Below are 26,884 nucleotides of genomic sequence, written 5' to 3'. Positions count from 1 at the left end.
AGCCTTCGGCAGCTCCTGCAGGGAGATGTGTAGATATCTATGCCAATTGCCGTAGCTCAACAGGAGCGCTCATTTTGACCAGCATGGAACCCGGCAACACGGGTGTCGATCCGCGTCTGAGCTTCGATGACCCGCTTCTGGACGGTCTGTTGATTCTCTGCAAACTTCATGGCGCGACGGTCAGTCGCGCCAGCCTGAGTGCCGGGCTGCCAATGGCACACCAACGCTTGAGCCTGGACCTGTTGCCGCGCGCAGCGGCCCGGGCCAGTTTGCAGGCGCGTGTGTTGCGCCGTGAACTGGGGGAGATTTCTGCGCTCAACCTGCCGGTGATGCTGATCCTCAACCATGGCCGCTGCGCAATCTTGCGTCGCTTCGGCGATGACGGTCAGGCACTGATTCTGCCGAGCGAAGCCGACGGTGGAGAACAATGGGTCAGCACGGACGAGCTGGCCGCCAACTACAGCGGCCAAGCCTTGTTCGCCCGGCCGCGGCATGAACTCGAAGACTTGCGCGCGCCGCTGGTGCCCCGAGTGGAGGCATGGTTTCGCGACACGTTGAAGTTGTCGAAGTGGCTGTACAGCGATGCGATTCTGGCGAGTTTTCTGATCAACCTGCTGGGCCTGATGGTGCCGCTGTTCGTGATGCAAACCTATGATCGGGTAGTGCCAAACCAGGCCACTTCAACCTTGTGGGTGCTGTCGATCGGCTTGCTGATCGGCACCGGGTTCGAACTGGTGCTGCGGGTGGTTCGCGCGCACTTGCTGGACACCGCCGGGAAGAAAACCGATGTGATTCTTTCGGCAACCTTGTTCGAACGCATCACCGGCATGGCGATGAAAGCGCGGCCAGCGACCATCGGTGGTTTTGCCCAGAGCATTCATGATTTTCAGGGCCTGCGGGAGTTTCTCACCGCTGTCACGCTGACCAGCCTGATCGACCTGCCCTTCGCGGTGTTGATGCTGGTCGTGATCGGCCTGCTTGGCGGCTGGCTAGTGGTAATTCCGCTGCTGGCCTTCCCCATCACGATCATCTTTGCCATGGTGATTCAGGCACGTCTGCGCGACACCGTGCAGAAGAGTCTGAGCCTGGGCGCCGAACGCCAGGCCCTGCTGATCGAAACCCTCGGCGGCCTGGAAACCCTCAAGGCGTGCAGCGCCGAAAGCGAACGCCAACACAAATGGGAAAGCACCCACGGCGCCCTCACCCGCCTCGACAGCCATGCACGCAACCTCTCGGCGCTGGCCACCAACGGCACGCTGTTCATTCAGCAATTCTCCGGCATGGCGACCATCGTCGCCGGGGTCTACAGCATCATCGCCGGCAACCTCAGCGTTGGTGCGCTGGTAGCGACCTACATGCTCGGCAGCCGCGTGCTCGCGCCGCTGGGGCAAATCGCCGGGCTGATCACCCGTTATCAGCAAGCGCAACTGACCATGAAAAGTACCGATGCATTGATGTCGTTGCCGCAAGAACGTGACGCCAAACAGCGGCCATTGGAGCGCACGCAATTGCAAGGCGCACTCGACGTCAGCGGCGTGACGTTCCACTACAATGGCCAGAATGCTCCGGCCCTGGCCAACGTCAGCTTCAGCATGAAACCGGGCGAACGGATCGGCATCATCGGCCGCAGCGGCTCGGGCAAAAGCACATTGGCGCGGCTGGTGATGGGTTTCTATGCACCGGAAGAAGGCCAGTTGCTGCTCGATGGCCTGGACCTGCGGCAACTGGACGTCGCCGACCTGCGCCACCAGATCGGTTACGTCGCCCATGACCTGCCATTGCTGGCCGGCAGCCTGCGCGACAACCTGACCCTCGGCGCGCGTTACATCAGCGATGCCCGGATGCTTGAAGTCGCCGAACTGACCGGTGTCACCGAACTGGCTCGCCAACATCCCCATGGCTTCGACCGGCCGGTGGGTGAACGCGGTCAGTTGCTGTCGGGCGGACAACGGCAAGCGGTGTTGCTGGCGCGGGCCTTGTTGCTCGACCCGCCGATCATGTTGCTCGACGAACCCACCAGCGCCATGGACAACAGCAGCGAAGACGTCCTGCGGCAAAAACTCCACGGCTGGATTCAGGGCAAAACCCTGCTGTTGGTCACTCACCGCACCTCGATGCTCAGCCTGGTGGACCGGCTGGTGGTACTGGACAACGGGCGGATCGTCGCCGACGGCCCGAAAGAAGCGGTCATCGATGCACTGCGCAAGGGCCGTGTCGGCTCTGCGACGGTTTAGGAGTTGCCCATGGCTGGTTCATCGTCCGACGCGCCACTCTCCGATTCGAAGCAACGGGGCTACCTCGGCAGCTTCAGCAAAAGTGCCGAAAGCGAATTCATGCCGGAAACCGCCGGCGCCTCGTTGCAGGATTCGCCGCGCTGGTCACGGATCACCGTGTGGCTGGCGGCAGCGCTGCTGATCACCGCGCTGCTCTGGGCCAAATTCGCCGTGTTGCAGGAAGTCACCACGGGCGAAGGCAAGGCGATTCCGTCGAGCAAGGTGCAGGTGATCCAGAATCTGGAGGGCGGTATCGTCACCGAGATCTTCGTCCGCGAAGGGCAAATGGTGAACAAGGGCGACACCTTGCTGCGCCTGGATGACACGCGATTTCTGTCGAACAAAGGTGAAAGCGAAGCGGACCGCTATGCACTGACCGCGCAGGTCGAACGGCTATCGGCCGAAGCGGAAGGTCGGCCGTTCAAGCTGTCTGCGGAAGTGATCGCCAAGGCGCCGCAAGTAGCCGAGGACGAACGCTCGCTGTATGAACAACGTCAGCGCCGGCTGGCCAGTGAACAGCGTACGCTGACCGAACAACTTCGACAGAAAACCCAGGAGCTGGCGGAATTCCGTTCCAAACAGGGGCAGTTCAGTTCCAGCCTGGCCCTGCTGCAACAAGAGATGAACATGTCTGCGCCGCTGGTGGGCACCGGGGCGGTTTCGCCGGTGGAAATCCTGCGGCTCAAACGCAGCGCGGTGGAAATCCGTGGCTCGCTGAACGCCACGACCCTGGCGATTCCCCGGGCGGAATCGGCGATCAATGAGATCAAAAGCAAGATTGATGAGTCCGAACAATCCTTCCGTTCGGACGCGGCAAAAGAGCTGAATGAGAAACGCACCGACCTGTCGAAAATAACCGCGACGAGCATCGCCATCGATGACCGCGTGACGCGCACCACCGTGGTATCGCCGGTTCACGGCATCATCAAAGTGCTGAAGGTCAACACCATCGGCGGCGTGGTCCAGCCGGGCAACGACATGGTGGAAATCGTGCCGCTGGAAGACAACCTGCTGATCGAAGCCAAGGTCCGCCCTCAAGACGTAGCGTTCCTGCACCCGGGCCAGAAAGCCATGGTCAAGTTCAGCGCTTATGACTACACGATTTACGGGGGGCTGAGTGCCAAGCTGGAGCTGATCGGGGCGGACACCATCACCGATGACAAGGGCAACAGTTTTTATCTGATTCAGGTAAGGACCGATAAAAATCACTTGGGCGGGGATGTGAAACCGCTGCTGATCATTCCGGGGATGGTGGCGACGGTGGACATTATTACCGGGGAGAAAACGGTGCTGGATTATTTGCTTAAACCGGTGTTGAAAGCCCGGACCGAGGCGATGCGGGAGCGGTAGTCATTCTCCGAAGGAGTGATCGTTCCCACGCTCCGCGTGGGAATGCCGCCCGGGACGCTCCGCGTCCCTTCCCGGATGTGACGCAGAGCGTCACTGGATTCATTCCCACGCAGAGCATGGGAACGATCATCGCCCGTGATTTTTCTGATAGGTCTCCTCTCCCATCGCCGCAATCTGCCCCTCGATCAACGCCTCGAATGGCTTCAACAACGGCTCAAAACTGATGGGTGACTCAAGGATCTGCAACGCCTGCACAATCGCCTCCACCGTCGACAACGCCCCCGGCCCCGGAGCCTTGCGCAAGCGATAACGCGATACCCCTCCCTCGGCCAGGGTCACTCTGGGCAACGCCGCCAACAACGGATTGAGGTGCAGCATTTTGCGCGCTTTACGCCAGGTGCCGTCCGGAACCACCAGCAGCAGCGGCTCATCATTAGCGGTGTAAGCCTGCATCGGCTGCGCCTCCTCGCCGGGAAACAGCAACCGTGCCTGATAGCCCGGCTGATTCAACAGCGCCGGCAAATCCTCGAACACCTCGCCCACAATCAACTCGGCATTCTTCAACCCCAGCGCAGCCAATCGCGCGGTGTTCAGCGCGTGGTTCACTTCGCTTGGATGCTGAAGCAGCAACACCCGAGTGCGACTGTCGAGGCTCGGGATCAGCGGGCACAGGCAATGGATTTGCGGGCGTAGACAGCGTGGGCACTGGATTCTGGACATCGTCTTAAGCCTGATTGAGCTGCGCTTTGAGCAGGTCGCGGAAGGTCTGGATCAGCGGTTCGCGGCTGCGGCCACGGCGCACGATCATCGAGAACGGTGCCTGATAACCGAACGTCGCCGGCAGCAGGACGCGCAAATCCCCTTTGTCGGCCCAAGCCTGGGCGTAGTGCTCCGGCAGGTAACCGATGTAGGCGCCGGACAGCACCAGAATCAGCTGGGCCTCCATACTTTCCACCGTCGCCGCGCTGTGTTTGAAACCGTGGCGAGCCAGTTCGGCCTGGCTCCAATAGCCGCGACCGACCATGCGCTGTTGGGTGATGACTTGCTCGGGAATGCGCCGCTCGGTGAACAGCGGATGGCGACTGCTGCAATACAGCCAGTGCTGCTCGCGGTACAGCGGCATGTAGACCAGACCGCTCATGCGCGTGGAAAAGGCACCAATGGCCAGGTCGAGACGGTTGTCCTGCACACCGAGTTGCAGTTCGTAGGGGCTCATCACCGACAGATGCAAATGCACCGCTGGATGCTCCTGACTGTAGGCACCGATGGCTTCGGCGAACGGCAACGCCTTGTCGCTGACAGTGGAGTCAATCACACCCAGGTTCAAAGTACCGCGCAACTCGCCTTTGAGGGCAGCGGCGTATTGTTCGAAACCTTCGAGTTCCGCCAATAGACGCAGGGTTTCCTGATGGAACAGCTCGCCCTTGCTGGTCAGGCTGAAACCCCCGCGACCGCGATGGCAAAGCACCAGGCCCAGGGCCGCTTCGAGCTGACTCATGTAAGTGCTGATGGCCGAGGTCGAGAGGTTGAGCTCGTGCTGGGCATTGGCGAACCCCTGATGGCGGACCACGCTGACGAAGATGCGCAATAGTTTCAGGTCGGGTAAAGCATTGGCCATGGGGGGCTCCAAGCACCTAGATCATTCCCACGCTCTGCGTGGGAATGCAGCCCGTGACGCTCTGCGTCACATGCAGGAAACAGCTGGACGCGGAGCGTCCGTGGATGCATTCCCACGCAGAGCGTGGGAACGATCACGCGTAAGAGTCTATCGCCGTCGCCGCCATTAGTTTAGAAAAATCTGAACTAAGTATTTGCCCGTAGCGATTCTTCCCGGTCACTGCATTTCGCAGAATCGGCCCACAACGGTGCCCGTCTCTCCCCGAGCGAAACCGACATAAATAAAACAACGACGATGAGGCCTTACCCGTGGACAAGATTCTTCACCAACCACTGGGCGGCAACGAAATGCCGCGCTTCGGCGGCATCGCCACCATGCTGCGACTCCCCCATTTGCCATCCGCTGCTGGCCTGGACGCTGCCTTTATCGGCATCCCGCTGGACATCGGCACTTCCCTGCGCCCAGGCACCCGTTTCGGGCCGCGTGAAATCCGCGCTGAATCGGTGATGATCCGCCCGTACAACATGGCCACCGGCGCCGCCCCGTTCGATTCGCTGTCGGTTGCCGACATCGGTGACGTCGCGATCAACACCTTCAACCTGCTGGACGCCGTGCGGATCATCGAAGAGGCCTACGACAATATCCTCGAACACGATGTGATCCCCTTGACCCTCGGCGGCGATCACACCATCACCCTGCCGATTCTGCGTGCCATTCATAAAAAGCACGGCAAGGTCGGCCTGGTGCACATCGACGCTCACGCCGATGTGAACGATCACATGTTCGGCGAGAAGATCGCCCACGGCACCACCTTCCGTCGCGCCGTAGAAGAAGGCCTTCTGGATTGCGACCGCGTGGTGCAAATTGGCCTGCGCGCTCAGGGGTACACCGCTGATGACTTCAACTGGAGCCGCAATCAAGGCTTCCGTGTGGTACAGGCTGAAGAATGCTGGCACAAATCCCTGGCACCGCTGATGGCCGAAGTGCGCGAGAAAGTCGGCGGCGGTCCGGTGTACCTGAGTTTCGATATCGACGGTATCGACCCGGCTTGGGCACCCGGTACTGGTACCCCGGAAATCGGCGGTCTGACGACCATTCAGGCGATCGAAATCGTGCGCGGCTGCCAAGGCCTCGATCTGGTCGGCTGCGATCTGGTAGAAGTCTCGCCAGCGTACGACACCACCGGTAATACCTCGCTGTTGGGCGCCAACCTGCTGTACGAAATGCTCTGCGTACTGCCGGGCGTGGTCCATCGCTGAGGATCGGTCATGAGCGAACGTGATCAGGTACTCAACGCCGCCGCTGAGCTGGTATCGGCCTTTACCCGTAACGATCGCGAAGCCTACTTCGGCGCATTCAGTGTCGATGCCAGCTTCGTGTTCTACACCCTCGAGCAGCCCCTGTTGTCGCGCGATGCCTATCAGGCGTTATGGGACACCTGGCGCGCCGAGGACGGCTTCGAGGTGCTGTCCTGCATCTCGAGCAACGCCTTCGTCAGCCTGCAGGGTGACGTGGCGATTTTCATCCATGACGTGGCCACCGAGCTGCGCATGCAAGGGGAGCAACACTTCAGCCAGGAGCGCGAGACGATTGTTTTCAAGAAACAGACGTCTGGCCAAGAACAACAAGGCCTATGGCTGGCCTGCCACGAACATTTGTCCGCAATGCCGGAAGGGCTGCCACCCCCTTAGCCAAACAGGTGACGCTCACGCACGATGAGCGCGCCTTTATGATCGGAGCAGATCATGAATAACAACAACAAAGAAAAAAGCCTTAGCAGCATCGAAACAAACGGGGTCGAACAGATCCCGGATCATGAGCGCGACGCCCGGCCCAGCGACCTGTTTCGCCTGATCTTCGGCGGTGCCAATACCTTTGCCACCGCCGTGAGCTGGTGTACCTGACGCTGCTGAGCCTGTTCCCGGAACCGGCCACGGTGTTTGGCCCCCTACGATCCACGCAGCAAGGGCATGGATTCGCTCGGTAAACCGGCAATGCGACAAGCGGCCTGACAAACAAAACGTGCTGATGAGATGAACACTTGTGGCGAGGGAGCTTGTCGGAACGCCGCACCGTCCCGCTCGACTGCGCAGCAGTCGCAAGACCGGCCGATGAGTTCTTCCTGAAGAACCTCGACTGCAGGATTTGGGGCCGCTTCGCGACCCAGCGGGAGCAAGCTCCCTCGCCACAAAAGCCCCCCCCATCACAGCAATGCAATTCCGCCTCACCATAAAAAAGACAATCGGAGATACGCCATCATGGCTTTGGATTTATTCGTCGTCCTCATTTACGCCGCCGCCATGTTGGTGCTCGGCTACTTCGGCATGCGCAAGGCCAAGACCAACGAAGACTACCTGGTCGCCGGGCGTAATCTCGGTCCGACCCTGTACATGGGCACCATGGCCGCTACCGTGCTGGGTGGCGCGTCCACCGTCGGCACCGTGCGCCTGGGCTACGTCCACGGCATTTCCGGTTTCTGGCTCTGCGCCGCGCTGGGTTGTGGGATCGTCGCGCTGAACCTGTTCCTCGCCAAACCGCTGCTGAAACTGAAAATCTACACCGTTACCCAGGTGCTGGAAAAACGCTACAACCCGATGGCCCGCTCAGCGAGCGCGGCGATCATGCTGGCGTACGCGCTGATGATCGGCGTGACCTCGATCCTGGCAATCGGCACCGTACTGCAAGTGCTGTTCGGCCTGCCGTTCTGGGTCTCGGTATTGCTCGGCGGTGGCGTGGTGGTGGTTTACTCGGCCATCGGCGGCATGTGGTCGCTGACCCTGACCGACATCGTGCAGTTCGTGATCAAGACCGTAGGCCTGATGTTCATCCTGCTGCCAATCTGCCTGTACCGCGTCGGCGGCTGGGATGAGTTGGTGATGAAACTGCCGGCAGCCGCCTTCAGCTTCACCACCATCGGCTGGGACACCATCATCACCTACTTCATGATCTACTTCTTCGGAATCCTGATCGGCCAAGACATCTGGCAGCGTGTGTTCACCGTCAAGAGCGCCAAAGTCGCTCAGGTTGCCGGTACCTTCGCGGGTATTTACTGCATCCTTTACGGACTGGCCTGTGCCCTGATCGGCATGGCCGCTCATGTGCTGATCCCGGACCTGGACAACGTCAACAATGCCTTCGCCGCCATCGTCAAACTGTCCCTGCCAGACGGTATTCGTGGCTTGGTGATCGCTGCGGCCCTGGCGGCCATGATGTCCACCGCCAGCGCCGGTTTGCTTGCTGCATCCACCACGCTGACCGAAGACCTGCTGCCGAAACTGCGCGGCGGTAAACAGTCGAGCCTGGGTATCAACCGCCTGTTCACCCTATTGACCGGCATTGTCGTGCTGGGTATCGCGCTGGTGGTCAACGACGTGATCAGTGCCCTAACCCTGGCCTACAACCTGTTGGTGGGCGGCATGCTGATCCCGTTGATCGGTGCAATCTTCTGGAAACGCGCAACCACCGCCGGCGCTATCGCCAGCATGGGCATGGGCTTTGCCACCGCGCTGGTGTTCATGTTTAAGGATGGTCTGGATGCCAACACCCCGATCTACTACAGCCTCGGCGTTGGTCTGGTGAGCTTCGTGCTGGTCAGCCTGCTGTCCCGTCGCCCGGCAGTGGTGGCGAGCGCTGTCTAAGTTGATGTTGTAGCAACAATTTCTTCGACGGGTGCGGCGTCGGTTGCCACACCCGTTTTTTTTTCGTCTGAAGGAATCTACCAAGGTTGACGAGTGGCAGCGCCCACTGAAGCCTGCTGTACTCAGCACCAGGGACAACAACAATAACGCCCTCGAAGAACAACCATGACAAAAGACGCCGTTCGTACAGCCGTGCATCGCTTCATCAGCCGCCTGCTGGAAAATCAGGACGATTTCGACGACAACACCCATTTGGTGGAGTTGGGACTGGATAAAGAGGATATCCAAGAGCTGATCTTCCATTTGGAGGATCAGTTGGGTTTGACAGCATCTACCGCCGAAGAAGACCGAATACTCAAGACCGCGACGACCGTCGATGACTTGAGCCGGTTTTTGATTGAGATCGGGCGGTATTGAGAGGGGCTGAAATGCACCTTTGAGACAAGAATGCAGGCTTTTGTGGCGAGGGAGCTTGCTCCCGCTCGACTGCGCAGCAGTCGCAGGCCAGAATCCGCATGGCGCCTGATACGCCTTGGTGATGGTATGGGGGCTGCTGCGCAGCCCAGCGGGAGCAAGCTCCCTCGCCACAGGCAAGCCCCCTTGCCAAATAAATCCTGGCGCTTACCGGCGGCGCTGCTGCTGGCGGCGACGTTGTTCGTCGTCAGTGCGAATAGGCACGGGTTGCAGAGGCGGTTCGATCAAACCGAGTGCGACACCCAGGTCATGCAGCCAGTTTTGGATTTTCTCTTTCATGGTGCCCCCCTTCAGGGTAGTGCCGAGCGGCTGAAGTTCTGTAGCCCCTTCGCACTGATAATAGTCCGAAGTCCTACGTAATGCTCGCCCAACATCGCAATGATCTGTTACTGAATTGATCCAAATCCCTGACCGTTGGTTCAAGCAATTGCCGGGGCCTGCGCTGCCGATGGATACACCGCCTGCTGCTGCTCGATCCATGCATTCAGATTGGCCCCGACCCTGCCTTTGCGCCACATTAGCCAGGTCGTCGCGCTGGTGATCGCCGGCAGCGGTTTTCTTATCGCTGGTGTTTTACTGCTGCGCCCAGTCAAGGCTGCCCAAGGGCTTTGCGCAAACGACGGCGGACCCACTGCTCTGCGCTCACAAAAGTGATCCCGAACAGAACCAGTACCGCGCCGATCACAAAGTTCAGGCTCAATTCTTCGCCCAGCAGCACCACGCCGAACGTGACGCCGAACAGCGGTGTCATGAACGAAAACACCGCCAGGTTCGCCGCCAGATAACGGCGCAGCAGCCAAAACCAGGTCAAATAACTGAAGAATGACACGACCAAGCCCTGGAACAGCACACTGGCCACGGCAACAGTGGTCAGGCTGACATGAGTGACTTGACCGCTGAGGATCGCGATCAACAGCAGGCCGACGAAGCCGACGATCAGTTGATAAAACAGCGTCAGGGTCACCGGCGCTTCCGACAAGCGCGAGGCACGCACCACCACGGTGGTCGCGCCCCATGAGGCGCCGGCCAGCACGCCCAACGCATCACCCATCAACATGCGGTGGTCGAGGCTGTCCCAGGACACGCCACCGGCAAACGCAATGGCAATGCCGATGAAAGCGAGAAAAATCCCCAGCCACTGCACCGGTCTTAAACGCTCACTCGGCAGCAGCCAATGCACGCCCAACGCAGTGAAGATCGGCGCGGTGTAAAGGAACACCGACATATGCGCCGCCGTGGTCAATTGCAGGCCTTCGGAAATGAAAAAGAACTCCAGGCCAAACAACGCACCCGCCAGCAAGCCACCGCGCCAGGTAGTACCGACCTGATCCCAACCGCCCTTCCAGCAGATCAACAATCCTACGAGCAATGCGGAAATACCCGACCGCCCCGCCGCCTGCATGACCGGCGCAATGTCGGGCGCGGCCCACTTGATCATCACCTGCTGCACGCCCCAGATCAGGCACAGCCCGACCATCACTTGCAGGGCAAACCCATCGGCGCTACGCCGGCTGGCGCTCACCGAAACACCTCGACAACACAATCCATGGCAGGGACTCGACAGTAAAAGCAAAGCCCCCGGCCTGCTGGCTGAACAGAGTGCCGGGGCGAAAATGATGCTGCCGATTATTAACCAGATGGGCAGGAAAAAGTGTCTGCAAAAGACCTTTAAATCGCCGCTTGCGTCATATGGCGGTCGCGCCCTCTCTGAGCTGCCGCAGGCTGCGATCTTTTGCCTGTAAAAGATCAAGATCAAAAGATCGCAGCCTGCGACAGCTCCTGCAGGGGCCGCGTAGCGTCAGCTCAGCTCGATGCGATCAGCGTGAATGACGATCTGACCGTTCTTGTACAGCGCACCAATAGCCTTTTTGAAGTTGCCCTTGCTGACGCCGAACATACTGCTGATCAGCGTCGGGTCGCTCTTGTCACTGACGGGCAGAGTGCCGTTGTTGTCGCGCAACTTGGCGAGGATCTTCGAGTTCAGGCTGGTGGCGGCTTCTTCGCCCACCGGTTGCAGGCTCAGGCTGATTTTGCCGTCGGCGCGGACTTCTTTGATAAAGCCCTTCTCTTCTTTGCCGGCACGCATGAACTTGAAGATTTCGTTCTTGTGGATCAGGCCCCAGTGCTTGTTGTTGATGATTGCCTTGAAGCCCATATCGGTCGCTTCGGCCACCAGTAAATCAACTTCCTGACCCGCCGTGTAATTGGCCGGGGTCTTGTCCAGGTAACGATCCAGCCGCGCCGTGGCGGTGATGCGCCGCGTGTGTTTGTCGAGATAAACGTGCACCACGACATACTCGCCGGCGGTCATCTGGCGCTTTTCTTCGGAATACGGCAGCAGCAGATCCTTCGGCAAACCCCAATCCAGGAACACGCCGATGCTGTTGACTTCAACGACTTTCAAACTGGCGAATTCACCGACCTGAACTTTCGGCTTTTCGGTGGTGGCGATAAGTTTGTCATCGCTGTCCAGATAAATAAAAACGTTGAGCCAATCTTCATCTTCGCTGGGAATATCTTTGGGGATATAACGATTAGGCAGGAGGATTTCGCCATCCGCGCCACCGTCCAGATATAAACCGAAGTTAGTGTGTTTAACCACTTGCAAACTGTTGTAGCGCCCGACTAAAGCCATGTCCAATACCCTCATTGCGTGGGCGGCATTCTACCCGGTTTTGCGGGCGGCGTTCGGTGGCCCAGCCCGGTGGCGCAAGAAAATACCCGGAAGGGTTCAATTTTCCTGGGTTTTGCCAGTGTGCGTTTGGCCGCTCGTCAGGCCGTTGGAGTGTTCCACCCCAGACCAGCCCATCCGAAAAGCGCTTTTCCTCCACTTAGGTTCTTAGTTAAAACAGCGGCTTAGGGGTACATACGAATAATAACTTGCGATAAATGGCGTTCTCCCACCGTCTCTTTCGGAAAGATATTTACCAAGCAATTGTCAAGTATTTCCTGTACGATGCCTGGCCAAGTTAATTTCCACAGGTTAATGGCCGCCATGCGTGTAAAAGCATCCAACAGCAAAGCAAAGCCAGCTCCAGCCGTTGAGACCAGCGAATCGATCAACAACCAGATCGCTGCGTTCCTCAAGTCCGGCGGCGAAATCCAGCAAATTGCCAAAGGCGTCAGCGGCCAGACGTTCGGCCCGTCCAAGCAGATCACGCTGGGCAAGAAGTAATTCCCCTGCGTTAACTGGTCCGTAAGCGCTTTGAGCTTCGAAGCGCTTGGACTGGAACCCTCCCGCATACCCCATAAAACAAATCAATATTTCAAAAATCGACGAATGGCCCTCGATGCCGAACATTCGTCGGTATGTTTGCACGTGTCTGGTCCCCCAGCATGGGGCTCAGCCTGTCGAACAACCTTGAAGTCGATTCCGACCCGGGATTTTCAGAAGAGCATTGATCTAGACTTGATCTACAGTGAGTGCAACGGCCTGCTCGCGCTCAAGACCGCGCACCGTTTCTATTGATCGGCTGAACCGTCGGGCTCATCCCGCAATCACACAAGAGAACCCCAAAAGAAACCAGGTCTTCGCAAGGACTCGCCATGTCTCACTGGTTGAAACAAATCGGCGTCATCCTCACCCTCAGCCTCACCGTCGCCGCGTGCAGCCGCGTGGGCCTCGCTTACCGCAACCTTGACGTGATCATTCCCTGGACGCTCAGCGACTACCTGGACATGAACCACGAGCAAAAAGACTGGTTCAACGAGCGCCTCAAGGAACACCTGAGCTGGCACTGCACCACGCAATTGCCCGGCTACCTCGACTGGCTGAATCGCTTACAGGCCATGGTCGAGGCCAACCAAATCACCGACGCCGCACTGCAAACCCGCACCCAGGAAGCCAAACAGGCCATCGCCGAAACCGCCCGGGAAATCACCCCGTCGGCCATCGAGTTGTTGCAGGGGCTGGATGACAAGCAAGTCGCGGAAATGAACGATGCCTTCGCCAAGGACCAGCGCAAACGCCAGGAGGCCTACCTCAAACCGTCTCTGGAGCAACAGATCAGAGAGCGGAGCAAGCGCATGGAGAAACGCCTGAATGTCTGGCTCGGACCGCTAAGCCCGAGCCAACAGCAACAGGTAGTGGCCTGGTCGAATGCCTTGGGTGATCAGAACAAACAATGGATTGCCAACCGCGCCCATTGGCAACAGCAATTCAGCGCGGCAGTTGCGCAACGGCAGAGTCCAGAATTCCCACAACGAATCGAGAAACTTCTGGTGAATCGCGAGAGTTTGTGGACCCCGGCTTACCGCGCGGCCTACGCCAACACCGAAGCCCAGGCTCGTGCATTGCTGGTGGACTTGATGGCCGAGAGCACGCCGATTCAGCGTGAACGGTTGTTGCAGAAGATTGAAGGCGTGCGTAAGGATTTCACTGATTTGAAATGTCTGAAAGCGGCGCGACAAGGCTAGAAGATCAAAAGATCAAAAGATCAAAAGATCAAAAGATCAAAAGATCAAGCAATCTGCGCCTTCGACGCCACCTCATCAAACGTCAGCTCAGCCAACGCATCCTCCTGTTCATCCAGCACCTGTCGCGGATGCTCATTACCCGGAATGCTGCTGTCGATCAGGCTCAACAACCTCGCCCCCCGGGGCGTCAAAATGTAATTCTCGCCATTGCCACCCTGATCCTCCGGTCGAGGCTCGATATAACCCCGCAGCAGCAATAACTTTTCGTACTCACCCGCCACCGTTTTCAGGTGATCCAGGTTCTCAAACGGCTCGCCCGCGTTGGCTTTCGCCGCCGCATACTGCTCGGCATAAGGCCGTGGGGTGAAACTGTGGCCGGCGCCGTTCTGCACTTCATGCAGCAAGCGCTCAATCAGATCCCAGTTATAAGTCGTCATCCTGATCAACCTCCAGTGCCCGCGAGTGAGATGGCTTTCATAGGTTGTGACCGACAGGGACGGCAGCCGTTCAGCCGAGGTATTTCGCCCTACCGACCGACGGTATGTCGAATGGGCCGCAGGCCAAACGACTAGGCTATGTAAGACGGTTTAACCCGCAGCGCGAAACGGCTTCGCCACAGCATGCAGGAGAAATCACCATGAACATTCAGAATCATCCGGTCGTGTCGCGGGAAGAATGGCTCGCCGCGCGCAAACAACACCTGGCCCACGAAAAAGCCTTCACCCAGGAACGAGACAAACTCAGCACCGAACGCCGAGCCCTGCCTTGGGTGAAAATCGACAAACCCTACCGCTTCCAGGGCCCCAACGGCGAACTGAGCCTGGCCGACCTGTTCGGCGGCCGCAGCCAATTAATCATCTATCACTTCATGTTCGCCGCTGGCTGGGACGAAGGCTGTCCAGGTTGCTCGTTCCTGTCCGACCACATCGACGGTGCCAACCAACATCTGGCCCACCATGACGTGGCCGTGGTCGCGGTTTCCCACGCACCGTTCGCCGAATTCCAATCCTTCAAACGACGCATGGGCTGGAAATTCGACTGGGTCTCGTCCGAAGGCTGCGATTTCAACTACGACTTCGGCGTCTGCGCTCGGGCCGAAGATGTCGCCGCCGGAAAAGCCACCTACAACTACGAAAAAAACGACGGCGCCGAAGAAGAACTCCCAGGGCTTAGCGTTTTTTATCGCAATGATGCGGGGGAGATTTTCCACACCTACTCCACCTACGCCCGAGGCCTGGACCTGCTAGTCGGCGCCTACAACTACCTCGACCTCACGCCCAAGGGGCGTAATGAAGAAGAAATCATGGATTGGGTGAGGCATTACGATCGGTATGAGGACATGGCGCCGACCAGTTGCTGTCATGGGGAGTAGTCATCAGAGACCGAGGCGTGATCGAGAAAAGACCGAGAAGAAAAGAATGCGGGTTGATACAGGGAGATGGAGCCAAGCCTGGAGGGCTTAGCCGGATTCACCTCCCCATGAATGCACAACGCGCCGGAGTGCGGCGCGTTGCGGGGTCAGATCAACACTAGGCGATCAACGGTTTTGTACGCGCTCGATGGCCGTGTCATACACCGGGTTGGCCTTCTGCGCCTTGGCTAACTGGTAATGACGCAGGGCGTCGGGGAACTGACCGGCCGCTTCATAGATACGGGCAATGTTGTAGTAGGAACCGGCACGCACGGTGGCGGCCGAATTGCCGCTGGCCAGGGCAATGGCCTTGCGGTTGGCCCAGATCGACTCGGCGGTGTTACCGGCCTTCTGATACGCCAGACCCAGGTTGCCGTAGGCCTGACCGTAGCTGTTATTCAGATCGATCGCCTGACGGAAGAAGTCGATTGCCAGCGGCAGGTTACCGGTTTTGTAGGCCGCTTCGCCTTTGGTGTTCAGGCCTTTCGCATCAGCCTGTGCCGAAGCGCTGACCGCCACCGCCGTCAGGGCAACGCTGTCATCCAGCAACGGCGACACTTCGTTCAACACGTTTGCCGCATTGACCCGGGCACCCGTAATGCTGTTGATGTCCTGGAAGTCGCCATTGCCGGTCATGCGGAACACGGTCCACAGGTTGCCGCTGCGGTTCTGCGGCACGTAGTAGGTGCGCACCAGCGACTGGCCCATGTACACGAACACCTTGGCCTGGCTGTTGGAAAGATCGCGCGAACCCGGCTCGCCGCCATTGCTGAAGTCATGCACGGCGTAGACGTAACTTTCGCCGTAGTGCTTCTTCTCCAGGGTGATGGTTTCCGGGCCATAGCTGCTGGTGTCGTCGACATCCAGATTGGCATCGTCACCGTGCTTTTTTTGGAAATAGATGTTGTTGCCGGGGAAGATCATGTGGGAGTCGAGGTCCGACGGGGTCGCACCCCAGGTCAGCACCACGCGCAGACCGTCGAGGTTCTGCATCACCGGGCTGATGGCATAGGTCATGCCCTTGCACGGGCACTTGACCACCAGATTGGAGTAGCCAGGCTTCTTGATGATCAGCAGGTTACCGGCATCATCGGCAAACTCGGTGGTCAGGCTGACCTGGCCCTGAGCATTGGTGCGACCCACCACGTTTTGTGCGCCGTTGCGCTGCAACAACAGTTCGGCGTCGGCAATCTTCTGGTCCTTGACCACCGCACTCAGCACTTCGATCGGCAGTTGCTCGGCCTGCACCGAAAACGCCGCCGCCCACAACGACAACACTGAAGCCACGCGAAAGAATCGCATACTTAATTCCTTTAAGTGAGAGTAACGGACATAGCGAAATGTCCTACAGATTTTGGCGCGAACCATACACAGTTTTTGCATCCTGCGCCCGACAATCGCATAGGAAATTTGCTCACTAAGGGAATCACTGGAAAAACCAGGGAAGAGCCTCGAAACAAGGCTTAACAACAAGTAAAAACCCTAATAAAAATGGGGAAAACCACGTTTCCCTCCGTATGTACGATTTATGTATTGCACATATCGCAGGCCTATTCCCTTCATAAGCGAACTTGCACTGCCGTGCTCATGAGGGCTAATCAACAAATGAACATGATTAGTCATCAAACACCACGCGTGAATTTCACACGCATATTTGTTGGCCTGAAGTTGCAGAGTGGCCCTGCAATATGCGGAATGAATGAAAACGGGCGACCTGTGGGTCGCCCGTTTCTGTCACTGAACTTTTTCCGCCCTTCAGCCCTCAACCGGATAACCCGCCTTAACCGGAACCGAGGCCTGATTTTATGAAAACCCTGCTCAAACTCACCCTCGCCACCACCCTCGCCTGCGCCCTCCCCGTTTGGGGCTGCCCCCCCGAGGAAGCCACCGCCAAGCGCGAACAGCTGGCCCAGGAGGTCGCCAAGATCACCGAGCAGAACCCGGCCAAGGCCAAGGAGATCAATGACGAGTTGCAGAAGATGGACCTGGAGACGGCCAGCAAGGATTTGCCGGGCAAGTGCCAGTTGATTGATCAGCGTCTCAAGGAGTTGGAATCGGCGGGGCAGAAAGCCAAGAGTTAAAGGGCAAGATCAAAGGATCGTCCGAAGGCTGCGATTTTTTGACGTAAAAAAACCCGGACACTGTCCGGGTTTTTATCGGATCGCTACCGCGCCTTATTCAGCAGCCGGCGCTTCCGGCTTGCGGCGCTTGAGCGGGGCCATGCCGTCCTTGCTGACCAGCGACAGAGCGTCGGTCTTCGGGCGGTTGGCGATCTTGCGCTTGGTCGGGGCCTTGGCGCCGGTTTTCTTTTTGTCGCCTTTGGCGTCGACCTTTTTCTTCTTCACGCCAACGGCTTTGCCCGAGGCCTTGACCTTTTTCGGTCCGCCGTAGGTGCCTTTGACTTCCTTGATGGTGCGGCGCTCGAAGCTCTGCTTGAGGTAGCGCTCGATGCTCGACATCAGGTTCCAGTCGCCATGGCAGATCAGCGAGATGGCCAGGCCATCGTTGCCGGCGCGGCCGGTGCGACCGATGCGGTGAACGTATTCGTCGCCGCTGCGCGGCATGTCGAAGTTGATCACCAGGTCCAGGCCTTCCACGTCCAGGCCACGGGCAGCGACGTCGGTGGCCACGAGGATCTTCACGCCACCCTGCTTCAGACGGTCAATGGCCAGTTTGCGGTCTTTCTGGTCTTTGTCACCGTGCAGCACGAACGCTTTGTAGTCTTGCGCCACCAGACGGCCGTAAATACGGTCGGCCATGGCCCGGGTGTTGGTGAACACGATGGCCTTCTGATAGGTCTCGTTGGCCAGCAGCCAGTTCACGATCTGTTCTTTGTGCTGATTGTGATCGGCGGTGATGATCTGCTGACGCGTGGTGGCGTTCAGATCGCTGACGTTGTTCAGCTGCAAGTGTTCAGGGTTGTTCAGGACCTTGGCGACCATCTCGCGCAGGCCAGAACCGCCGGTGGTGGCGGAGAACAGCATGGTCTGCTGACGGTTGGTGCACTCGTCGACCAGACGCTGCACATCTTCGGCAAAGCCCATGTCGAGCATGCGGTCGGCTTCGTCGAGCACCAGCACTTCGACTTCCTTGAGGTCGAGGTTGCCAGCGTTCAGTTGCTCGATCATCCGGCCCGGCGTACCGATCAGGATGTCCGGCACCTTGCGCAGCATGGCGGCCTGGACCTTGAAGTCTTCACCGCCGGTGATCAGGCCGGACTTGATGAAGGTGAACTGAGCGAAACGCTCGACTTCCTTGATGGTCTGCTGGGCCAACTCGCGGGTCGGCAGCAGGATCAGGGTCTTGATGCTGACGCGGACTTTGGCCGGGCCGATCAAGCGGTTGAGGATCGGCAAAACGAAGGCAGCGGTTTTGCCGCTACCGGTTTGCGCTGTCACCCGCAGGTCACGCCCCTGGAGCGCCAGCGGGATAGCCGCTGCTTGCACAGGCGTTGGCTCGACAAATTTAAGCTCGGCCACGGCTTTGAGCAGGCGTTCGTGCAGGGCGAATTGGGAAAACACGGGTGCTACCTCGAAGAAATACAAAAAAACAGCTGCATAGGGTAACGGTTTCGAGCGAGAAGGCCGAGTTTCTTTATACAAACGGCTGCAAACAGTGGTTTTTTTGTTGCCTGTTTTGTCTCAAAACGTCATTCGGAACGTCTTAAATGCTCTAATCGCCCTGTCGCGTCCTACAGAAGAACCGTTTTCGCCCATGGATATCAAACAGCTCTGGCTCAACGCCCAAGACCTCTGGGGTGCCCTCGATCAGCACCCGCTCCTGCATTCCACGCTCGCACTGATATTGTTGCTGGTGGTGGCGCTGGTGCTCGGACGAGTGGCGCGGTTCCTCATTCTTCATGCGACCAAAATGCTCGGCCGCCAGCCGTCGTTGCACTGGATCACCGATTTTCGCCACAACAAAGTGTTTCATCGCCTGGCGCAGATGACGCCTTCGCTGGTGATCCAGTTCGGCCTGCACCTGGTGCCGGAATTAAGCAAGGCCAGCCTGAATTTCCTCGGCAACGTGGCGCTGGCGTTCACCATTCTGTTCCTGGTGCTGGCCGTCAGCGCGTTGCTCAATGCCCTGCTGGACATCTATGCCCGCACCGAACACGCCCGCACCCGCTCGATCAAGGGCTATGTGCAACTGGCGAAAATGGTGCTGTTCGTGTTTGGCGCGATCATCATCGTCGCCACATTGATCGACCGTTCGCCGCTGTTGCTGCTGTCGGGTCTGGGCGCCATGTCGGCGGTGATTCTGTTGGTCTACAAAGACACTTTGCTGTCGTTCGTCGCCAGTGTGCAACTGACCAGCAACGACATGCTGAGGGTCGGCGACTGGATCGAGATGCCGCAAGTCGGTGCCGATGGTGATGTGGTGGACATCACCTTGCACACGGTCAAGGTGCAGAATTTCGACAAGACGATTGTGTCGATCCCGACCTGGCGCCTGATGTCCGAGTCATTCAAAAACTGGCGCGGCATGCAGCAGTCCGGTGGGCGCCGGATCAAGCGCAGCCTGTTCATCGACGCCAGCGGCGTGCGGTTTATTCGCGATGACGAAGAACTGAAGCTGTCCCAGGTGCACCTGCTGACCGACTACATCACCCGCAAACAGGCCGAACTCAAGGCCTGGAACGAAGCCCAGGGCAATGTCGCGGCGATGGCGGCCAACCGTCGACGGATGACCAATATCGGGACTTTCCGCGCCTATGCGCTGGCGTATCTGAAAAGCCACCTGGAGGTCCAGCCGAACATGACCTGCATGGTTCGGCAAATGCAGACCACCGCTCAGGGCATCCCGCTGGAAATCTACTGCTTCACCCGCACTACCGTGTGGGCTGATTACGAGCGGATTCAGGGGGATATTTTCGATTACCTGCTGGCGGTGCTGCCGGAGTTTGGTTTGAGCCTTTATCAGCAGCCGAGCGGTGGGGATTTGCGGTCGGGGTTGCTTCCGGCCGTGTTGGGCTCGAGCCACATTCCCGAGCCCGAAAAACACATCATGTAGCACCACTCGCTCCTACAGGGGTTTAGCGTACGGTCACAGGTTTTGGAACACCCAACCGACTAATCCACACCGCCAGCAGAATCACCATCCCACCAAACAATAACCGCCCCAACTCCTCATGCTGATTCCAGATCAGCAAATTGATCAGCAACCCCACCGGCACATGCAGGTTGTTCATCACCGCCAGCGTCCCGCCGTTTACCAGGCACGCGCCCTTGTTCCACCAGTACAAACCCAGTGCGGTCGAGACCAGGCCGAGGAACAACAGCACGCCCCATTGCAGCGGTGCTTCGGGCAGGAAGTTGTGCTTGCCGAACAGCAGAAATGCCGGTAACGCCACGGCCAATGCGCCCAGGTAGAAGTAGCCGAAACGCCGGTAATGCGGCAGATCGCTTGGATGGCGAGCGACCAAGTGTCTGTACAGCACTTGCCCGGCGGCGTAGGTGAAGTTGGCCAGTTGCAGCAACAAAAAGCCCATGAAAAAGTCCGGGTTGATCCGGTCAAAGCGAATCACTGCCGCGCCCGCCACCGCCACCAGTGCCGCGATCAATGCCCACGGGTTGAAGCGCCGGTTCAGCGCATCTTCGATCAGGGTCACGTGCAGTGGCGTGAGGATGGTGAACAGCAACACTTCCGGTACCGTCAACACGCGAAAGCTCAGGTACAGGCAGACGTAAGTCACACCGAACTGCAACGCGCCGATCAGTAACATGCCGCGCATGAACGCTGGTTCAACCTGACGCCAGCGCGTCAGCGGAATGAATATCAGCCCCGCCAGCAGCACCCGCACCAGCACCGCAAAGTAACTGTCGACATGCCCGGCCAGGTATTCGCCGATCAGGCTGAAGGAAAACGCCTGGATCAGCGTGACAAAAAGTAGATAGCCCATGGTCGCCTCATTTCGAATGGCGGCGACGATAGCGGGTTTTGTCGACGGTCGCGAGAACATGTAGATCCCGGCAAGCTTCGCTCCTACAAGTTCATGCCTGGCTCACTAAATCGCAGGCAAAAAAAAGCCCGATCTCGCTAATGCGTTCAATCGGGCTAGAGCACTCAGGAGCAATAAGTGCAAAGGGAGGTTCGATGCGCGTACAGATTTGAAGGGTAGCGCCAGGTCACTAGACCCTCCAGCGATTATCTGGCGATTAACGGCTCAGGCGACTTGGGAAAGCTTGGCATTGGCCTGGTTCAAGCCTTTCTCCTGGAAGCCGCCGCCCAGGTTCATGCCTTCGGCGTGAATGAACGTTACGTCGTGGATGCCGATGAAAGCCATGACCTGACGCAAGTACGGTTCCTGGTGATCCGAGGCGGCTCCGGCATGGATACCACCGCGAGCGGTCAGCACATAAGCACGCTTGCCGTTGAGCAAACCTTGCGGGCCGGTTTCGGTGTACTTGAAGGTCACGCCGGCACGCAGCACGTGGTCGAGCCAGGCTTTGAGGGTGCTCGGAATGGCGAAGTTGTACATCGGCGCCGCCATCACCAGTACATCGGCGGCCAGCAGTTCATCGGTCAGCAGGTTGGAGCGTTCCAGAGAGGCCTGTTCGATGTCGTTGCGCTGTTCGGCAGGTTTCATCCAGCCACCCAGCAGGTTGATGTCCAGATGCGGCACCGGGGTGGTGGCCAGGTCACGGACGGTGATCTGGTCGGCCGGGTGTGCGGCTTTCCATTGGCTGATGAAGGTCTGGGTCAGTTGGCGGGAAACCGAGTCTTGCTGACGGGCGCTGCTTTCGATGATCAGAACGCGGGACATGGGATGTAGGCTCCATCTGAGAATGCTGTAGGTCGATGGAGTGAAGGTTAAACAGAGTCATATCGATGAAAAAGCGCAAATAACTGCTATAACGCATCGATAAATTCGTTTATAAGCGGAGCATGCCCCAACCAGCGTGCTCCGCTCGATGTCATTTCGGCGTGCAGGTCAGGTTGATACGCATCTTGATGATGGTCCGGGTGAACTTGGCGGTGGCGTTTTTGTGTTTACCGGCGGGGACTTCGATTGTGCGGGTACGCGGTGACTCCGGGCCATTGTTGAAAACCACTCTGCAGATCGCATCAGTGCTGCCGTAGTTGTTCACTTGAATCGAGGCGATGTCGTTATCCGTGTCGTACGAGTTGTAGTCGATGCTCAAGCCGTTCAGTTGCTTTTGAACGTCGATCGGATAAGCAAATGCGGTCAATGGCAGCATCGCCAACACCGCACAACCTGCCATCACACTACAAAGTTTTTTCATTCAGCAGCCTCCAATAAGGACTGCCAGCTTAGGACAAGAGGAGCTCAACATGAAAGCGCCCCGCGTGACCCTTGATCAATGGCGAACATTGCAGGCCGTGGTCGATCACGGCGGTTTCGCCCAGGCCGCCGAAGTGCTGCACCGCTCGCAATCGTCGGTCAGCTACACCGTAGCGCGTATGCAGGATCAGCTCGGTGTGCCGCTGTTGCGCATCGACGGCCGTAAAGCGGTGCTCACCGAGGCCGGCGGCGTACTGCTGCGCCGTTCCCGGCAACTGGTGAAACAGGCCAGTCAACTGGAAGACCTGGCCCACCACATGGAACAAGGCTGGGAAGCGGAAGTGCGGCTGGTGGTCGACGCCGCCTACCCTAGCGCCCGCCTCGTCCGCGCACTGACTGCGTTCATGCCGCAAAGCCGTGGCTGCCGGGTGCGTCTGCGCGAAGAAGTGTTGTCGGGTGTCGAAGAGGTGCTGCTCGAAGGCGTGGCCGATCTGGCCATCACCGGCTTCAGTATTCCCGGGTATCTAGGCGCAGAATTGAGCGACGTCGAATTCATTGCGGTCGCCCACCCCGAGCATTCGCTGCACCGGCTGAACCGCGAACTGAACTTCCAGGACCTGGAAAGCCAGATGCAAGTGGTGATCCGCGACTCCGGCCGCCAGCAACCGCGCGACGTCGGCTGGCTTGGCGCCGAACAGCGCTGGACCGTGGGTAGCCTGGCCACCGCTGCGACTTTCGTCAGCAGCGGCCTGGGCTTCGCCTGGCTGCCCCGGCACATGATCGAACGCGAACTCAAGGAAGGTACGCTCAAAGTGCTACCGTTGGACCAGGGCGGCAGCCGTAACCCGAGCTTCTACCTGTATTCGAACAAGGACAAACCGTTGGGCCCGGCCACGCAGATTCTCATTGAACTGCTGCGCACCTTCGACACTGCGCCGTTGGATGCGCCCTTCGCGGCCCCCGAACAAGCCTGACACGGAGTGTACCCATGGCCTATTTCGAACATGAAGGTTGCAACCTGCACTATGAGGAATATGGCCATGGCACGCCGTTGCTGCTGGTTCACGGGTTGGGTTCCAGCACCCTGGATTGGGAAATGCAGATCCCGGCGCTCGCGGCCCACCACCGGGTGATCGTGGCGGATATGCGTGGCCACGGGCGTTCCGACAAACCCCGCGAGCGCTACAGCATCGCCGGGTTCAGCGCCGACCTGATCGCACTGATCGAACACTTGAACCTGGGCCCCACACATCTTGTGGGACTTTCGATGGGTGGCATGATCGCCTTTCAACTGGCGGTCGACCAACCGCAACTGCTCAAGAGCCTGTGCATCGTCAACAGCGCGCCCCAGGTCAAACGGCGCAGCCGCAACGACTACTGGCAGTGGTTCAAACGCTGGAGCCTGATGCGCGTACTGAGCATGGGCACCATCGGCAAGGCCCTGGGCGCCAAGCTGTTTCCCAAACCCGAACAAGCTTCGTTACGACAAAAAATAGCGGCGCGCTGGGCAAAAAACGACAAACATGCTTATCTCGCCAGCTTCGATGCCATTGTTGGCTGGGGGGTTCAGGAACGACTTTCCAAAGTGTCCTGTCCAACCCTCATCGTCAGCGCCGACCGTGACTACACCCCGGTCGCGCTGAAGGAAACCTATGTAAAACTGCTGCCCGATGCGCGGCTGGTGGTGATCGCCGACTCGCGCCACGCCACCCCGCTGGATCAACCCGAACGTTTCAACCAAACACTGCTCGAGTTTCTCACCGCAGTCGACACCACCACTCAGGATCACTGACTTATGCTGAAAAAAATCGCCCTCGTCGCCGGCTCCGTTCTGTTTGCCGCCAACCTGATGGCCGCCACGCCCGCCAAGGCGCCGCACGTGCTGCTGGAAACCACCAACGGCCAGATCGAAATCGAACTGGACCCGGTCAAGGCGCCGATCAGTACCAAGAACTTCCTTGAGTACGTCGACAGCGGCTTCTACAACAACACGATTTTTCACCGTGTGATTCCTGGCTTTATGGTCCAGGGCGGCGGTTTCACTCAACAGATGCAGCAGAAAGAAACCAAGGCGCCGATCAAGAACGAATCCAAAAACGGCCTGCATAACGTGCGTGGCACGCTGTCCATGGCCCGCACCTCGGTGCCGGATTCGGCCACCAGCCAGTTCTTCATCAACGTCAAAGACAACGACTTCCTGGACCAGGGCGACGGTTATGCCGTGTTCGGTAAAGTCGTTAAAGGGATGGACGTCGTCGATGTCATCGTCAACTCCCAGACCACCACCAAAAGCGGCATGAAAGACGTGCCGGCCGATCCCGTGTTTATCAAGTCGGCCAAGCGCATCGACTGAGAGTACGCTGGACAGGGAGTTTTGAGCGGCCGCCGGATCTTCCGGCGCCGCTCATATCGTTTAAAGGAGAGCCCGTGCGCGGGCGGAGAACTGATGCTTTATCGCCGTTTTGAAAAACTGATCGACATTTTCCGCGATGCACCGACGGCGGCTCCGCCGGATCGGGTTCTCCCCTTCTATACCTATTACCTGAAGCAGGTCTGGCCGAGTTTCGCCGTCCTGCTGATCGTCGGCCTGTTCGGCGCGCTGATCGAAGTGGCGCTGTTCAGCTACCTGAGCCGTATCATCGACCTCGCCCAAGGCACGCCCAACGTCGACTTCTTCAAGGTCCACGGCGTGGAATTGGCCTGGATGGCGGTGGTCGCGCTGATTCTGCGACCGCTGTTCCTCGCCTTGCATGACCTGCTGGTGCATCAGACCTTAAGCCCCAGCCTGACCAGCCTGATCCGCTGGCAAAACCATAGTTACGTGCTCAAACAGAGCCTGAATTTTTTCCAGAACGACTTTGCCGGGCGCATCGCCCAACGCATCATGCAGACCGGCAACTCGTTGCGCGATTCGGCGGTACAAGCGGTGGACGCGCTATGGCATGTGCTGATCTACGCGATCAGTTCGCTGGTGCTGTTCGCTGAAGCCGACTGGCGCCTGATGATCCCGCTGCTGACCTGGATCGCCGCCTTCATTGGCGCTCTCTACTACTTCGTGCCAAGGGTCAAGGAACGCTCGGTCGTGTCCTCCGATGCGCGCTCCAAACTCATGGGGCGGATCGTCGATGGCTACACCAATATCACCACCTTGAAGCTGTTCGCCCACACCAACTTCGAGCAGCAATACGCCCGTGAAGCGATCAAGGAACAGACCGAAAAAGCCCAACTGGCCGGCCGCGTGGTCACCAGCATGGACGTGGCCATCACCAGCATGAACGGCCTGCTGATCGTCAGCACCACGGGTCTCGCGCTATGGCTGTGGACGCAGTCTCTGATCTCAGTGGGTGCAATTGCCTTGGCCACGGGCCTGGTGATCCGCATCGTCAACATGTCTGGCTGGATCATGTGGGTGGTCACTGGCATTTTCGAAAACATCGGCATGGTTCAGGACGGTTTGCAGACCATTTCCCAGCCAGTCAGCATCACCGATCGCGAGCAGGCCAAGCCTTTGAGTGTGGCGCGTGGCGAGGTGCGTTTCGATCACGTCGACTTCCACTACGGCAAGAAGAGCGGGATCATCGGCGACCTCAACTTGACGATCAAACCCGGTGAGAAAATCGGCCTGATCGGCCCGTCCGGCGCCGGCAAATCGACGCTGGTCAATCTGCTGCTGCGCCTCTATGACGTGCAGGGCGGGCGTATTCTCATCGATGGCCAGAACATCGCCGACGTCGGTCAGGAAAGCCTGCGTGAACGCATCGGCATGATCACCCAGGACACCTCGCTGCTGCACCGCTCGATCCGCGATAATTTGTTGTACGGCAAACCCGACGCCACCGATGCCGAACTCTGGGAAGCGGTGCGCAAGGCCCGCGCTGATGAGTTCATACCGTTGCTGTCGGACTCCGAAGGCCGCACCGGTTTCGATGCTCACGTCGGTGAACGCGGGGTGAAACTTTCCGGTGGCCAGCGTCAGCGGATTGCGATTGCCCGGGTGCTGCTCAAGGACGCGCCAATCCTGATCATGGACGAAGCCACCTCGGCACTGGACTCGGAAGTCGAAGCGGCGATTCAGGAAAGCCTCGAAACCCTGATGCAGGGTAAAACCGTGATCGCCATCGCCCACCGCCTCTCGACCATTGCCCGGATGGATCGGTTGGTGGTGCTGGAAAACGGCAAGATCGCCGAAACCGGCAGCCACGCCGAACTGCTGGCCCACGGCGGCTTGTATGCGCGGTTGTGGCAGCATCAGACCGGCGGGTTTGTCGGGATCGATTGAGTCTTGCGATCAACACCGACCCTGTACAAGCGGGCTTGCTCGCGAAGAGGCCGTGTCAGTCGATATCAATGTTGCCTGATACACCGCATTCGCGAGCAAGCCCGCTCCCACATAGATCTGCGATAACCGCCAGAGCCCGCCAACCACGGACTCTGGCGGTTTTTTATGGCCACTGGAAT

27 protein-coding genes and 1 pseudogene are annotated in these 26,884 nt (G+C 58.7%); 16 read left to right on the top strand and 12 right to left on the bottom strand.

Annotation, left to right across the window (positions count from 1 at the left end; all coding sequences use genetic code 11):
* Positions 1 to 74 precede the first annotated feature (74 nt).
* Both LOY56_RS06565 and LOY56_RS06560 read left to right on the top strand, forming a co-directional pair.
* A complete protein-coding gene (locus LOY56_RS06565) occupies positions 75 to 2,234 on the top strand; it encodes a type I secretion system permease/ATPase (RefSeq protein ID WP_258620611.1) in 2,160 nt (719 codons plus the stop codon).
* 9 nt (positions 2,235 to 2,243) lie between these two features.
* Positions 2,244 to 3,623, top strand: coding sequence for an HlyD family type I secretion periplasmic adaptor subunit (locus LOY56_RS06560; RefSeq protein WP_258620610.1), 1,380 nt, complete (start codon positions 2,244 to 2,246; stop codon positions 3,621 to 3,623).
* A gap of 126 nt (positions 3,624 to 3,749) precedes the next feature.
* Here the strand turns inward: LOY56_RS06560 and LOY56_RS06555 are convergent, their stop codons facing one another.
* Together LOY56_RS06555 and LOY56_RS06550 are read right to left on the bottom strand one after the other, a co-directional pair.
* Entirely contained in the window at positions 3,750 to 4,343 is a 594-nt protein-coding gene (locus tag LOY56_RS06555) for a tRNA-uridine aminocarboxypropyltransferase (RefSeq protein WP_258620609.1), read from the bottom strand.
* A 4-nt stretch (positions 4,344 to 4,347) separates the two neighbouring features.
* Positions 4,348 to 5,241: a LysR family transcriptional regulator gene (locus LOY56_RS06550; RefSeq protein ID WP_258620607.1), complete on the bottom strand. Its 894-nt coding sequence runs from the start codon at positions 5,239 to 5,241 to the stop codon at positions 4,348 to 4,350.
* A 308-nt stretch (positions 5,242 to 5,549) separates the two neighbouring features.
* Between LOY56_RS06550 and speB the strand changes: the two genes are divergently transcribed.
* The 5 genes and pseudogenes from speB (at position 5,550) to LOY56_RS06525 (ending at position 9,296) form a co-directional block, all read left to right on the top strand.
* Positions 5,550 to 6,500 carry an agmatinase gene (gene speB, locus LOY56_RS06545; RefSeq protein ID WP_030131905.1) on the top strand — a complete coding sequence of 317 codons (951 nt, stop codon included), beginning with the start codon at positions 5,550 to 5,552 and terminating at the stop codon, positions 6,498 to 6,500.
* Positions 6,501 to 6,509: 9 nt separating this feature from the next.
* Positions 6,510 to 6,932 carry a nuclear transport factor 2 family protein gene (locus LOY56_RS06540; protein WP_258620604.1) on the top strand — a complete coding sequence of 141 codons (423 nt, stop codon included), beginning with the start codon at positions 6,510 to 6,512 and terminating at the stop codon, positions 6,930 to 6,932.
* Positions 6,933 to 6,986: 54 nt separating this feature from the next.
* A pseudogene (locus LOY56_RS06535) lies at positions 6,987 to 7,130 on the top strand (hypothetical protein); the annotation flags it as partial.
* A gap of 369 nt (positions 7,131 to 7,499) precedes the next feature.
* Positions 7,500 to 8,879, top strand: coding sequence for a sodium:solute symporter (locus LOY56_RS06530; protein WP_258620603.1), 1,380 nt, complete (start codon positions 7,500 to 7,502; stop codon positions 8,877 to 8,879).
* A 165-nt stretch (positions 8,880 to 9,044) separates the two neighbouring features.
* Positions 9,045 to 9,296 (top strand): phosphopantetheine-binding protein, encoded by a 252-nt coding sequence (locus LOY56_RS06525; protein ID WP_258620601.1) that lies wholly within the window; start codon positions 9,045 to 9,047, stop codon positions 9,294 to 9,296.
* A gap of 204 nt (positions 9,297 to 9,500) precedes the next feature.
* Here LOY56_RS06525 and LOY56_RS06520 read toward each other — a convergent pair whose 3' ends face one another.
* From LOY56_RS06520 to LOY56_RS06505, 3 genes are all read right to left on the bottom strand, one after another.
* A complete protein-coding gene (locus LOY56_RS06520) occupies positions 9,501 to 9,632 on the bottom strand; it encodes a PA1414 family protein (protein WP_256580670.1) in 132 nt (43 codons plus the stop codon).
* Positions 9,633 to 9,942: 310 nt separating this feature from the next.
* Positions 9,943 to 10,875 (bottom strand): DMT family transporter, encoded by a 933-nt coding sequence (locus tag LOY56_RS06510; protein WP_258620599.1) that lies wholly within the window; start codon positions 10,873 to 10,875, stop codon positions 9,943 to 9,945.
* A gap of 276 nt (positions 10,876 to 11,151) precedes the next feature.
* Complete coding sequence (locus tag LOY56_RS06505; RefSeq protein ID WP_258620598.1) at positions 11,152 to 11,988, bottom strand: S1 RNA-binding domain-containing protein; 837 nt, start codon at positions 11,986 to 11,988, stop codon at positions 11,152 to 11,154.
* A 351-nt stretch (positions 11,989 to 12,339) separates the two neighbouring features.
* Here LOY56_RS06505 and LOY56_RS06500 point away from each other — a divergent pair, with 351 nt between their 5' ends.
* Positions 12,340 to 12,528, top strand: a complete 189-nt coding sequence (locus tag LOY56_RS06500; RefSeq protein WP_017337097.1) for a hypothetical protein — start codon at positions 12,340 to 12,342, stop codon at positions 12,526 to 12,528.
* A 371-nt stretch (positions 12,529 to 12,899) separates the two neighbouring features.
* The gene (locus tag LOY56_RS06495; protein ID WP_258620597.1) at positions 12,900 to 13,769 is read left to right on the top strand and encodes a DUF6279 family lipoprotein; all 870 of its coding nucleotides are present in this window, start codon (positions 12,900 to 12,902) and stop codon (positions 13,767 to 13,769) included.
* Positions 13,770 to 13,813: 44 nt separating this feature from the next.
* Here the strand turns inward: LOY56_RS06495 and LOY56_RS06490 are convergent, their stop codons facing one another.
* Positions 13,814 to 14,206 (bottom strand): transcriptional regulator, encoded by a 393-nt coding sequence (locus tag LOY56_RS06490; protein ID WP_258620596.1) that lies wholly within the window; start codon positions 14,204 to 14,206, stop codon positions 13,814 to 13,816.
* Between the two features lie 200 nt (positions 14,207 to 14,406).
* Between LOY56_RS06490 and LOY56_RS06485 the strand changes: the two genes are divergently transcribed.
* Positions 14,407 to 15,141, top strand: coding sequence for a thioredoxin family protein (locus LOY56_RS06485; RefSeq protein ID WP_258620595.1), 735 nt, complete (start codon positions 14,407 to 14,409; stop codon positions 15,139 to 15,141).
* A gap of 165 nt (positions 15,142 to 15,306) precedes the next feature.
* Here LOY56_RS06485 and LOY56_RS06480 read toward each other — a convergent pair whose 3' ends face one another.
* Positions 15,307 to 16,482 carry a hypothetical protein gene (locus LOY56_RS06480; protein ID WP_258620594.1) on the bottom strand — a complete coding sequence of 392 codons (1,176 nt, stop codon included), beginning with the start codon at positions 16,480 to 16,482 and terminating at the stop codon, positions 15,307 to 15,309.
* A gap of 180 nt (positions 16,483 to 16,662) precedes the next feature.
* A complete protein-coding gene (locus tag LOY56_RS06475) occupies positions 16,663 to 16,881 on the bottom strand; it encodes a transposase (RefSeq protein WP_258622575.1) in 219 nt (72 codons plus the stop codon).
* 104 nt (positions 16,882 to 16,985) lie between these two features.
* On the opposite strand from LOY56_RS06475, the gene LOY56_RS06470 reads away from it, so the two are divergent.
* On the top strand, positions 16,986 to 17,261 hold the full coding sequence (locus LOY56_RS06470) for a hypothetical protein (protein ID WP_258620592.1): 276 nt from the start codon (positions 16,986 to 16,988) through the stop codon (positions 17,259 to 17,261).
* Positions 17,262 to 17,354: 93 nt separating this feature from the next.
* On the opposite strand, the gene LOY56_RS06465 is transcribed toward LOY56_RS06470, so the two are convergent.
* On the bottom strand, positions 17,355 to 18,701 hold the full coding sequence (locus LOY56_RS06465) for a DEAD/DEAH box helicase (RefSeq protein WP_258620591.1): 1,347 nt from the start codon (positions 18,699 to 18,701) through the stop codon (positions 17,355 to 17,357).
* Between the two features lie 193 nt (positions 18,702 to 18,894).
* Here LOY56_RS06465 and LOY56_RS06460 point away from each other — a divergent pair, with 193 nt between their 5' ends.
* The gene (locus tag LOY56_RS06460) at positions 18,895 to 20,193 is read left to right on the top strand and encodes a mechanosensitive ion channel family protein (protein ID WP_258620589.1); all 1,299 of its coding nucleotides are present in this window, start codon (positions 18,895 to 18,897) and stop codon (positions 20,191 to 20,193) included.
* Between the two features lie 22 nt (positions 20,194 to 20,215).
* Here LOY56_RS06460 and LOY56_RS06455 read toward each other — a convergent pair whose 3' ends face one another.
* The 3 genes from LOY56_RS06455 to LOY56_RS06445 all read right to left on the bottom strand — a co-directional run bounded on the left by LOY56_RS06455 (position 20,216) and on the right by LOY56_RS06445 (position 22,427).
* Positions 20,216 to 21,082, bottom strand: a complete 867-nt coding sequence (locus LOY56_RS06455; RefSeq protein WP_258620588.1) for a carboxylate/amino acid/amine transporter — start codon at positions 21,080 to 21,082, stop codon at positions 20,216 to 20,218.
* A 264-nt stretch (positions 21,083 to 21,346) separates the two neighbouring features.
* The gene (locus LOY56_RS06450) at positions 21,347 to 21,946 is read right to left on the bottom strand and encodes an FMN-dependent NADH-azoreductase (protein ID WP_258620587.1); all 600 of its coding nucleotides are present in this window, start codon (positions 21,944 to 21,946) and stop codon (positions 21,347 to 21,349) included.
* Between the two features lie 151 nt (positions 21,947 to 22,097).
* A complete protein-coding gene (locus tag LOY56_RS06445) occupies positions 22,098 to 22,427 on the bottom strand; it encodes a hypothetical protein (RefSeq protein WP_048395716.1) in 330 nt (109 codons plus the stop codon).
* Positions 22,428 to 22,476: 49 nt separating this feature from the next.
* Between LOY56_RS06445 and LOY56_RS06440 the strand changes: the two genes are divergently transcribed.
* The 4 genes from LOY56_RS06440 to LOY56_RS06425 all read left to right on the top strand — a co-directional run bounded on the left by LOY56_RS06440 (position 22,477) and on the right by LOY56_RS06425 (position 26,705).
* On the top strand, positions 22,477 to 23,400 hold the full coding sequence (locus tag LOY56_RS06440) for a LysR family transcriptional regulator (protein ID WP_258620586.1): 924 nt from the start codon (positions 22,477 to 22,479) through the stop codon (positions 23,398 to 23,400).
* A 14-nt stretch (positions 23,401 to 23,414) separates the two neighbouring features.
* Complete coding sequence (locus LOY56_RS06435) at positions 23,415 to 24,218, top strand: alpha/beta fold hydrolase (RefSeq protein ID WP_258620585.1); 804 nt, start codon at positions 23,415 to 23,417, stop codon at positions 24,216 to 24,218.
* A 3-nt stretch (positions 24,219 to 24,221) separates the two neighbouring features.
* Positions 24,222 to 24,779: a peptidylprolyl isomerase A gene (locus LOY56_RS06430; protein ID WP_007902463.1), complete on the top strand. Its 558-nt coding sequence runs from the start codon at positions 24,222 to 24,224 to the stop codon at positions 24,777 to 24,779.
* A 93-nt stretch (positions 24,780 to 24,872) separates the two neighbouring features.
* The gene (locus tag LOY56_RS06425) at positions 24,873 to 26,705 is read left to right on the top strand and encodes an ABC transporter ATP-binding protein (RefSeq protein ID WP_258620584.1); all 1,833 of its coding nucleotides are present in this window, start codon (positions 24,873 to 24,875) and stop codon (positions 26,703 to 26,705) included.
* Positions 26,706 to 26,884: the final 179 nt, after the last annotated feature.

It is taken from the genome of Pseudomonas sp. B21-048, assembly GCF_024748615.1.
Classification (GTDB): domain Bacteria; phylum Pseudomonadota; class Gammaproteobacteria; order Pseudomonadales; family Pseudomonadaceae; genus Aquipseudomonas.
Note: the sequence above shows the minus strand (reverse complement) of the source record. Positions and strands in the feature narration are given on the sequence as shown.

What these genes read in the sequence shown, in the direction of transcription:
- LOY56_RS06560 (WP_258620610.1), top strand. Translation starts at nt 2,244, where the DNA reads ATGGCTGGTTCATCGTCCGACGCGCCACTCTCCGATTCGAAGCAACGG.
- LOY56_RS06555 (WP_258620609.1), bottom strand. Translation starts at nt 4,343, where the DNA reads ATGTCCAGAATCCAGTGCCCACGCTGTCTACGCCCGCAAATCCATTGC.
- LOY56_RS06550 (WP_258620607.1), bottom strand. Translation starts at nt 5,241, where the DNA reads ATGGCCAATGCTTTACCCGACCTGAAACTATTGCGCATCTTCGTCAGC.
- LOY56_RS06540 (WP_258620604.1), top strand. Translation starts at nt 6,510, where the DNA reads ATGAGCGAACGTGATCAGGTACTCAACGCCGCCGCTGAGCTGGTATCG.
- LOY56_RS06530 (WP_258620603.1), top strand. Translation starts at nt 7,500, where the DNA reads ATGGCTTTGGATTTATTCGTCGTCCTCATTTACGCCGCCGCCATGTTG.
- LOY56_RS06525 (WP_258620601.1), top strand. Translation starts at nt 9,045, where the DNA reads ATGACAAAAGACGCCGTTCGTACAGCCGTGCATCGCTTCATCAGCCGC.
- LOY56_RS06520 (WP_256580670.1), bottom strand. Translation starts at nt 9,632, where the DNA reads ATGAAAGAGAAAATCCAAAACTGGCTGCATGACCTGGGTGTCGCACTC.
- LOY56_RS06505 (WP_258620598.1), bottom strand. Translation starts at nt 11,988, where the DNA reads ATGGCTTTAGTCGGGCGCTACAACAGTTTGCAAGTGGTTAAACACACT.
- LOY56_RS06500 (WP_017337097.1), top strand. Translation starts at nt 12,340, where the DNA reads ATGGCCGCCATGCGTGTAAAAGCATCCAACAGCAAAGCAAAGCCAGCT.
- LOY56_RS06495 (WP_258620597.1), top strand. Translation starts at nt 12,900, where the DNA reads ATGTCTCACTGGTTGAAACAAATCGGCGTCATCCTCACCCTCAGCCTC.
- LOY56_RS06490 (WP_258620596.1), bottom strand. Translation starts at nt 14,206, where the DNA reads ATGACGACTTATAACTGGGATCTGATTGAGCGCTTGCTGCATGAAGTG.
- LOY56_RS06485 (WP_258620595.1), top strand. Translation starts at nt 14,407, where the DNA reads ATGAACATTCAGAATCATCCGGTCGTGTCGCGGGAAGAATGGCTCGCC.
- LOY56_RS06480 (WP_258620594.1), bottom strand. Translation starts at nt 16,482, where the DNA reads ATGCGATTCTTTCGCGTGGCTTCAGTGTTGTCGTTGTGGGCGGCGGCG.
- LOY56_RS06470 (WP_258620592.1), top strand. Translation starts at nt 16,986, where the DNA reads ATGAAAACCCTGCTCAAACTCACCCTCGCCACCACCCTCGCCTGCGCC.
- LOY56_RS06460 (WP_258620589.1), top strand. Translation starts at nt 18,895, where the DNA reads ATGGATATCAAACAGCTCTGGCTCAACGCCCAAGACCTCTGGGGTGCC.
- LOY56_RS06455 (WP_258620588.1), bottom strand. Translation starts at nt 21,082, where the DNA reads ATGGGCTATCTACTTTTTGTCACGCTGATCCAGGCGTTTTCCTTCAGC.
- LOY56_RS06450 (WP_258620587.1), bottom strand. Translation starts at nt 21,946, where the DNA reads ATGTCCCGCGTTCTGATCATCGAAAGCAGCGCCCGTCAGCAAGACTCG.
- LOY56_RS06445 (WP_048395716.1), bottom strand. Translation starts at nt 22,427, where the DNA reads ATGAAAAAACTTTGTAGTGTGATGGCAGGTTGTGCGGTGTTGGCGATG.
- LOY56_RS06440 (WP_258620586.1), top strand. Translation starts at nt 22,477, where the DNA reads ATGAAAGCGCCCCGCGTGACCCTTGATCAATGGCGAACATTGCAGGCC.
- LOY56_RS06435 (WP_258620585.1), top strand. Translation starts at nt 23,415, where the DNA reads ATGGCCTATTTCGAACATGAAGGTTGCAACCTGCACTATGAGGAATAT.
- LOY56_RS06430 (WP_007902463.1), top strand. Translation starts at nt 24,222, where the DNA reads ATGCTGAAAAAAATCGCCCTCGTCGCCGGCTCCGTTCTGTTTGCCGCC.
- LOY56_RS06425 (WP_258620584.1), top strand. Translation starts at nt 24,873, where the DNA reads ATGCTTTATCGCCGTTTTGAAAAACTGATCGACATTTTCCGCGATGCA.